A 7,897-nucleotide genomic window follows, 5' to 3' on the forward strand; every position below is an offset into this window, starting at 1 on the left:
GCAAAACAACGGGTGGGAGCTGGGATTGACTTCGTCTTTAGTAGCGCGCACTTTCAGTTGGAATAGCGGAGTAAATGTGGCTATAAATTCCTCGAAAGTTCACTCGTTAGGAAACGGTATCAACAAACTCGTGTTTCGCGATTTGCAGGGAAGTGCGATACAGGTAGTGGCAGAGCCCGGACAGTCTATCGGAAATATATATGTATATCCCCGCAAGACAGATGAACATGGTAACTTCATCATAAACGATAAGGGATTATACATTATTGATAAAACACAATATGTAAAAGCCGGTAATATGTTGCCCAAAGTTACCGGTGGCTTTGTGAATACATTCCGGTATAAAAATATGAGCCTCGATCTGTCGATCGATTATAGCCTGGGAGGAAAGATCATTTCACCGCCATTGAAGTATGGTATGGCAGCAGGTATGTATAAGAATACACTGCAATACCGGTCTGCCGATACCGGTGGCCTTCCTTACTATATAAATGGTAATGGAACAAAAATATTGTTGCCTGATAATAATACCGGTGCGCCCGATGGAAGTACAGTATATCATGATGGCGTAGTAATAAAAGGAGTTACTACGAACGGAACTCCGAACACAACCGTGATTGATGCTGCTACTTATTACCTGAATACATTCGACTGGGGAAGTAATGCGTGGAATGAAGCCGGGGCAATCTATGATAACAGCTATATAAAAATGCGTGAAGTAGTACTGAGCTATAATCTTCCGCTGGGTGCTGCCAATAAATTACATTTTCAGAGTATACGTTTCTCGCTGATCGGGCGCAACCTGTTCTATATATGGAGAACACTGGAGAATCTGGACCCCGAGTCAACCATTGGAACGAACTGGCTTAACCAGGGAATTGATGAAGGCTCGAATGCAGCTACCAGGAGTTATGGATTTTCTGTTAATATGAGTTTCTAACAACACGATTATGATCCTGTGCAGGAGGTATTATCTGGTTTTACTTTTAATGCTGTTCACTATTGGTGCGTGTCAGCATGAACTGGATGATCGTTACCTCAACCCTGATCGCACAGCTAATGCAACCATTGATCAGTTCTTTACCGAGATGCTGAACAACAATCGGGTAAGGCCTTCGTATTGGGAAGTGAGTACATTTATAAACTGGCACATAGGAGTATATACCCAGTCCGTTGGTTATCTGAACACCGAGTCGGTATACCAGCAGAACGATGCCTATATCGGCAATCGCTGGGATGACTATTACAGACCCAGCGACAATGGTGCTGGTGTAATGGCGCAGTTTCGCGAAATAGAAAAAGCGTACGAAGCTTTATCGGCCGATGAGCAGAAAGATATGGATGTGTTTGTGCATGCCGCCCGTGTAGTACTGTATGAACAGACTGCGCAGATGGTTGACTTGTGGGGAGATATACCTTTTAGCGAGGCGGGTATGCTGAACAAAACAGGTGAAGTGGTATATCCGGCTTTTGATAAAGGTATAGATATATATAATACTATGCTTGACGGCCTGGAAGGGGCGGCCGGATATTTTTCATCCGCTACTTTATCAACGGTATCAAAAGCACTCTTCTCCAAACAGGATATACTTCTGGCAGGTAACCTCAAGCAATGGCAGCGCTATACCAATTCGCTGCGCCTGCGTTTGTTGATGCGTATTTCGTATGCAGATGAAGCCCGCGCTAAGCAGGAGGTACAGACGATGCTGAATGATCCTGCAACGTATCCGCTACTGGGCGATGCCGATGCACGATATATCCCGACAGAAGACGATGTATTGTTACAGCCGCTCACCAATTATACCGATGATCTGCATGCGGCCTTTACCGACTGGACTAATTACCCGGCACCGTATTTTATGCTGGAGCAGGTATTGAAGCCATGGAATGATCCGCGCATTCCTGTGCTGTTTGATAAGTACGGCCAAACGATAAACGGTGAGTTTATTCCCAATAAGGAATACAACGGCATGCCTACTAACGAATCGCTGATTGAGCAGCAGTTGGGTTTGCAGAGTTATGCCATTATCGATTCTGCTACTTTTTTATATAACTCAAAATTACCCGGTGTTGTGATGACTACATCAGAAGTAGGCTTTCTGAGAGCAGAAGCATTTGAGCGGTGGGGTGGTGGTGATGCACGGGAGGCCTATACGCAGGCAGTAAGAAATTCCATTGATTTCTATTATTACCTCAACAATGTAAATCAATCGTCCGGTAAATTATTAGCGCCTCCTGCGGAAGACGAGAAGGATATATTTATAGCGCAGACGGTATCGCCATTATATACCGGAACACAGGAAGAAAAACTCGCAACTATATGGACACAGAAGTGGTTGCATTTTGGATTTCTGCAGGCTGTGCAAAGCTGGGCTGAAGTAAGACGAACCGGATATCCGCAATTGGACTTCTATCCCTCACCGCTTTCGGGTTATGAATTACCACCTACCAGATTGCAATATCCGGCCAGCGAAAAAACGTTTAACAGTAATTATAGTGGCGTTGCGGCTACAGACACACGGGATGGGAGAATCTTCTGGGATATACACTAATCGTAATTATATACCCCTAATAGAATATAACTATTTCTGTCAGGAGATTTTGTCTGAACACGTTGTCTTAAAAATAATATTTCAATTGTGCACTCGTCCAAATGTGATTTAACGGAGTGTGTTCGGTGTGTTAAAATTTTTTTCTGAAAAGGGCGATTAGATTTTCGGTGGTTCTCCGTTTAGGACGAAACCACCAGCATGAAGCATCGCTACGCTAATTCGTTTTTCCCTCGCCTATATATAGTGTTGCCGCGCTTGCACAGCGTGTGCATTTTTTTTACAACGATCTGTCATTCAGTAGTAATGGCGTTGTTGTCGGTGCGTATAGTCTTTTTTGCTCACATCCCCCTCGTGCCCGCTGTCAGCAGGGTAAATCAGAAGTCTTCTTTGCATCCTTTTAATTTTAATAATAATAACCTATGATGAAACATCTACGAAAAAAGGTAAGGCCTGTAATGGCTTTTATCTTCTGCTTTTGCTTTGCGTATGCCGCGCGAAGTCAGAATGCAACGATCAGTGGTACGGTAACTTCCAAAAGTGATGGCTCCGCGTTGCCTGGCGTGAGCGTATTGGTAAAGGGCTCAACAGTAGGAACAACAACGGATGCAGATGGTAAATATACTATCAAGGCAGGTGGTTCATCAACGCTGGTTTTTTCATTTATAGGCTATGCTTCTCAGGAAGTACCGGCTGGTAATCAAAGCGAAGTGAACGTTGTGATGATAGAAGATGCTGCACAGCTTGGTGAAGTGGTGGTTACTGCTTTTGGTTTGGAGCGGGATAAGAAAGCAATAACCTATTCAGCACAGAAAATCTCAACGGATGAATTTGCAGAAGCACGCTCGCTGAACGTGGCAAACTCACTGTCAGGAAAGGTAGCAGGTCTTAGCTTCTCAACAACTGGAAACGGTGTGGGTAGCTCCTCAAGAATTACGCTTCGAGGTAACCGTTCATTGACCGGAAACAACCAGCCGCTTTTCGTTATTGATGGTGTGCCGATGGATAACAACGTGGCCTCAACGCCAGCAACAGATATAGGGGGAACTACCAGCTTTAATGGTATATCCAGTATCAACCCGGAAGACATTGCTTCTATCTCCGTATTGAAAGGTCCATCCGCAGCAGCGCTCTATGGAACACGCGCAAGCAATGGGGTTATCATTATCACAACTAAAAAAGGTGCGGCAGGACAGAAAACCAATATATCAGTTTCTTCAAATCTGATGTTCTCCAAGGCGTATAACATGCTCAATCTTCAAAACAAATACGGGCAAGGTAATGGCGGAGTGTATGATCCTACATCCCGAAACAGTTGGGGACCTGAGATGACTGGTCAGGAAGTAGCAGCATGGCAACTTTCATTTAATCCTAATTACTCAGGGCCGGCAACCTATGCACTTACTCCACAGCCAAACAATGGCATGGACTTTTTCAGAACAGGGTATAACTGGGCCAAGACCGTTTCTGCATCCATGGGAAGTCAAACTACCCAGGCATATTTTTCCTATACCAATACCAATTCACAAGGTATAGTACCTGGAAACAAACTGAACAGACATAACCTGAACTTGCGAATTACCAGTGACCTTAGCAATAAGCTGAAACTGGATGTAAAGACAAACTATATCTATCAGGAAATCGACAATGCACTGAATACGGGTGAGGGATCAGTTGGTGAGGGTGTTTATACCATGCCAAGAAGTATGCAGTATAGCCAATACAAGCAATATCAGTATATAGATCCTGCAGGACAGATTCAGTATAACTGGCCTAATCCAAACGCTGTAAATGGAGTAATGGAAAATCCAGCGTGGCTTGCACACCGAAACCTGAGAACAGACGAGCAAAGCAGGTTCCTCGGATTTGCATCATTGAAGTATAATTTTACCGATGAACTTAGCTTACAGGTACGCTCAGGATTAGATCAGTCAGCGATTTCAACAGACGTTTCAAAGTATGCTTCGACTTCAGTAATTGCTAATGATTTCGGAAGCTATTCGCAATCAAGAGGAACTACGCGTGAGTTGAACTCAGACTTCCTGTTGGCTTACAACAAGAAGTTTGGAGATTTATCGGTTAATGTAAGCGCGGGTGGTAACTCCCTGATGCAAAAACGATCTACTCTAAGTGCGGGTGGTACGCTCAGTAAGAGAAACTTCTTTGCGATCAGCAACCTGACTACGAACACGCCAACTTCCGATTATTATGAAAAGAGAATCAACTCATTCTATGGTTTCACGCAGTTAGGTTACAAAGATGTTTTGTTCCTGGATGTTACCGCGCGTAATGACTGGTCTTCAGCTCTGCCTGCGAACAACCGATCTTACTTCTATCCATCGGTAGGTCTCTCTGGTGTATTGACGGATATGTTTAACGTAGAGTCCGGAGTACTGACTTATTTGAAAGTAAGAGCTTCACATGCTTCTGTGGGTAACGACACAGATCCTTATAGATTAAGTCAACAACTTCTTTACTATGGAGCCGATGGTGGTATTGTACAATCATCAACCGTGCTCAATAACCCGAACCTTAAACCGGAAATTTCCAAATCAAATGAGGTGGGGGTAGATGCAAGATTTTTCAATAACCGAATCGGCTTGGATGTTACCTTGTATCAAACCAAAACTGATAACCAGATCTTTACTATAAATGTACCGGAAACTTCCGGGTATGCTACCCAGGTAGTAAACGGAGGTACCATTCAGAACAAAGGGATCGAAGTAGTACTGAATGCTGGTATTCTCGAAGCGGGTGATTTCAAATGGGATGCAACCGTCAATTTCTCTAGCTACAGAACGAAAGTACTTAGCATCATGGAAGGTCGTGATGAACTGTCAGTCGCAACCGGAAATGAACGATTGGCCCAGATGTTTATTAAAAAAGGAGGAGGCTATGGAGATCTATATATCAGAGGTTTTAATCGCACTACCGATGGAAAAGTCTTGGTAGATGGAACCACAGGTTTGCCGGAATTTACTTCAGGCTTTGATATCAAAGCAGGTAACTTCAATCCAAGCTGGCTGGGCGGTATACAAAACAAACTGTCATATAAAGCCTTTTCTCTTAGCTTCCTGATCGATGCCAGAGTCGGAGGTAAAGTAATTTCCTATACTCAGGCAAAACTGGCTGGTACCGGAGCAAGCGACATCACACTTAACGGACGAACAACAGATGGTTTTGTAGTAAATGGCGTTGTTGCTACTCGCGATGCTGACGGAAACATCACGTCTACTACACCAAATACAAAGTCTATTACTGCAGAAAGTTATTGGACACAGGTAGCAAGTCGTGATCCAAGATCTGCTGAAGATTTTGTGTTCAGTGCAACCAACGTCCGCCTGAGAGAATTGGTACTCGGGTATTCGTTGCCAAAGAAACTTTTAGGAGATGGTCCATTCACAGCAGTGAACTTCTCGATTGTTGGAAGAAACCTGTTCTTCATCGTGAACAAGGCTAAATACTTTGATCCTGAACAAGGCGTAGGGGTAGGAAACCTTCAGGGTATTGAGTCATTCAACATTCCTACTACCAGAGACATCGGGTTTAATGTGAAAGTAAATTTTTAAAAGAAAGTCGTGATGAAAAAATATAGTATAAAATATATCACACTGACCATTCTGATATTGTCGGTGAGTTGTACCGGGGACTTTGATAATATTAACACCAATCCTAATACCCTTACAACAGATCAACTGGATGCGACCATGGCAGGTCCATCATTTGCCAATGCTTTATACAAAGGAATTGGTAATGCTTCATGGGCTGTTCCGGGAGATGACTATGGTACTTATGGATTAAGTACGATGCTCCATTCAATGGTTTTCTCTCACTATTTTTCTTGTGGTCCAACAAGTTGGCAAACAGAAAGAAATGGTATCAATGACGGATGGAGAGCCCGCGGATGGACGAGGTTTTATACTCTTGCTGTACCTTCTCTGAGAAACGCCTATACGGCATCAGAAGGAAATGCAGAAGCTTTAGCCATTCTTGATATTTGGAAAGTTTTTATGTTCCATAGATTTACTGATTCCTGGGGAGCTGTGCCATATTCACAAGCAGGGATTGGCGGTGCATCGATAGCGTATGATTCTCAGGAGTCCATGTACGATGACTTTTTCAAATTGCTGGATGCGGCAAACACTACGTTGAGCGCTTCTTCAGAAACTACCGTAGGTATATTTGGAAGCTTCGACAGAGTATATGGCGGCAATATTGAAAAGTGGAGAAGATTTGGTAATTCACTCAGGCTGCGCCTCGCATTAAGAATATCCGATGTGAATGCTTCTAAAGCCAAGACTCAGGCTGAAGCTGCTGTAGCTGCAGGTGTTATCGAGTCTAATGATGGAAGTGCTTATTTTGCTACGAGCGCGAATGCATACAATGACTTTGTAGATGTAGCTCGTTACTGGGGATTTTATATGTCGGCCGATATGGAAAGCATCCTGAAAGGATACAATGACCCCAGGCTTTCAATATGGTTTGCGGCCAATGCAGATGGCAACTTCATAGGTCAGCCAAACGGTGGTGGAACGGTAAGAAACTGGAACACTGCTACTTTAAGTCAAACGAATCAAACTACCACATTCGGAGATCCTAATACAAAGCCAATCGAAATCATGATGGCATCTGAGACTTACTTCAATCTTGCAGAAGGTGTTCTGAACGGTTGGAGTATGGGTGGTGGAACAGCACAGGCTAATTACGAAAAAGGTATCCGCTTGTCTCTGCAGCAATGGGGAGTTACCGATGCAAATGAAATCGATACATATATAGCTGGAACTACCGATGCAACAGAACCGACTTTGGTGAGTGAGTATGCAGCTGTCGGACTTAGCACCACTCCTCCGGTTGATGTGCCTGTATCATGGGCAGGTACTGAGAGTGAACAAAGAAAGCAGATAGCAGTGCAGAAGTACCTTGGACTTTTCCCTGAGTCATGGGAAACGTGGTCTGACCTGAGAAGAACAGATGCTAACATCTTGTATCCTCTATTGCAAACAGAAAATGCTGCTGTTGGAAGAGGAGTTATGAAAAGACTCACGTATGTGCCGAATGAATACAGTACGAATACAAACGCTGTTGACGCAGCCGTAAGTACTATAGCAGGAGGACAGGATTTAGGCAGCGCAAAAGTTTGGTGGGATACTGAGTAACCGTTGGTAGATAAATTGTAAAAGGATAATAAAAGGATAATAAAAGAGGAGTACATATATGTATTCCTCTTTTTATTGGGAGGCAGTTGATATTTACCTATAGATTATGCCGGGTATAGTAAAAACAGAGATATACTATAGCCTTAAAATAATAGAGCATGGGCTATACTTTACAGGTATAGGCTTCGTTAA

At 43.5% G+C, this 7,897-nt stretch carries 3 protein-coding genes and 1 pseudogene; all 4 read left to right on the plus strand.

All coding sequences use genetic code 11. The features are described from left to right. Positions 1-940, plus strand: a pseudogene (locus VIN08_RS01110) (SusC/RagA family TonB-linked outer membrane protein); the annotation flags it as partial. Between the two features lie 49 nt (positions 941-989). Further along, the gene (locus tag VIN08_RS01115; protein WP_331958946.1) at positions 990-2,552 is read left to right on the plus strand and encodes a SusD/RagB family nutrient-binding outer membrane lipoprotein; all 1,563 of its coding nucleotides are present in this window, start codon (positions 990-992) and stop codon (positions 2,550-2,552) included. Positions 2,553-2,971: 419 nt separating this feature from the next. After that, positions 2,972-6,118: a SusC/RagA family TonB-linked outer membrane protein gene (locus tag VIN08_RS01120; RefSeq protein WP_331958948.1), complete on the plus strand. Its 3,147-nt coding sequence runs from the start codon at positions 2,972-2,974 to the stop codon at positions 6,116-6,118. A gap of 12 nt (positions 6,119-6,130) precedes the next feature. Further along, positions 6,131-7,705 carry a SusD/RagB family nutrient-binding outer membrane lipoprotein gene (locus VIN08_RS01125; protein WP_331958951.1) on the plus strand — a complete coding sequence of 525 codons (1,575 nt, stop codon included), beginning with the start codon at positions 6,131-6,133 and terminating at the stop codon, positions 7,703-7,705. Positions 7,706-7,897 lie beyond the last annotated feature (192 nt).

Origin of the sequence: Ohtaekwangia sp., from assembly GCF_036568665.1 — a bacterium.
Classification (GTDB): domain Bacteria; phylum Bacteroidota; class Bacteroidia; order Cytophagales; family Cyclobacteriaceae; genus Ohtaekwangia.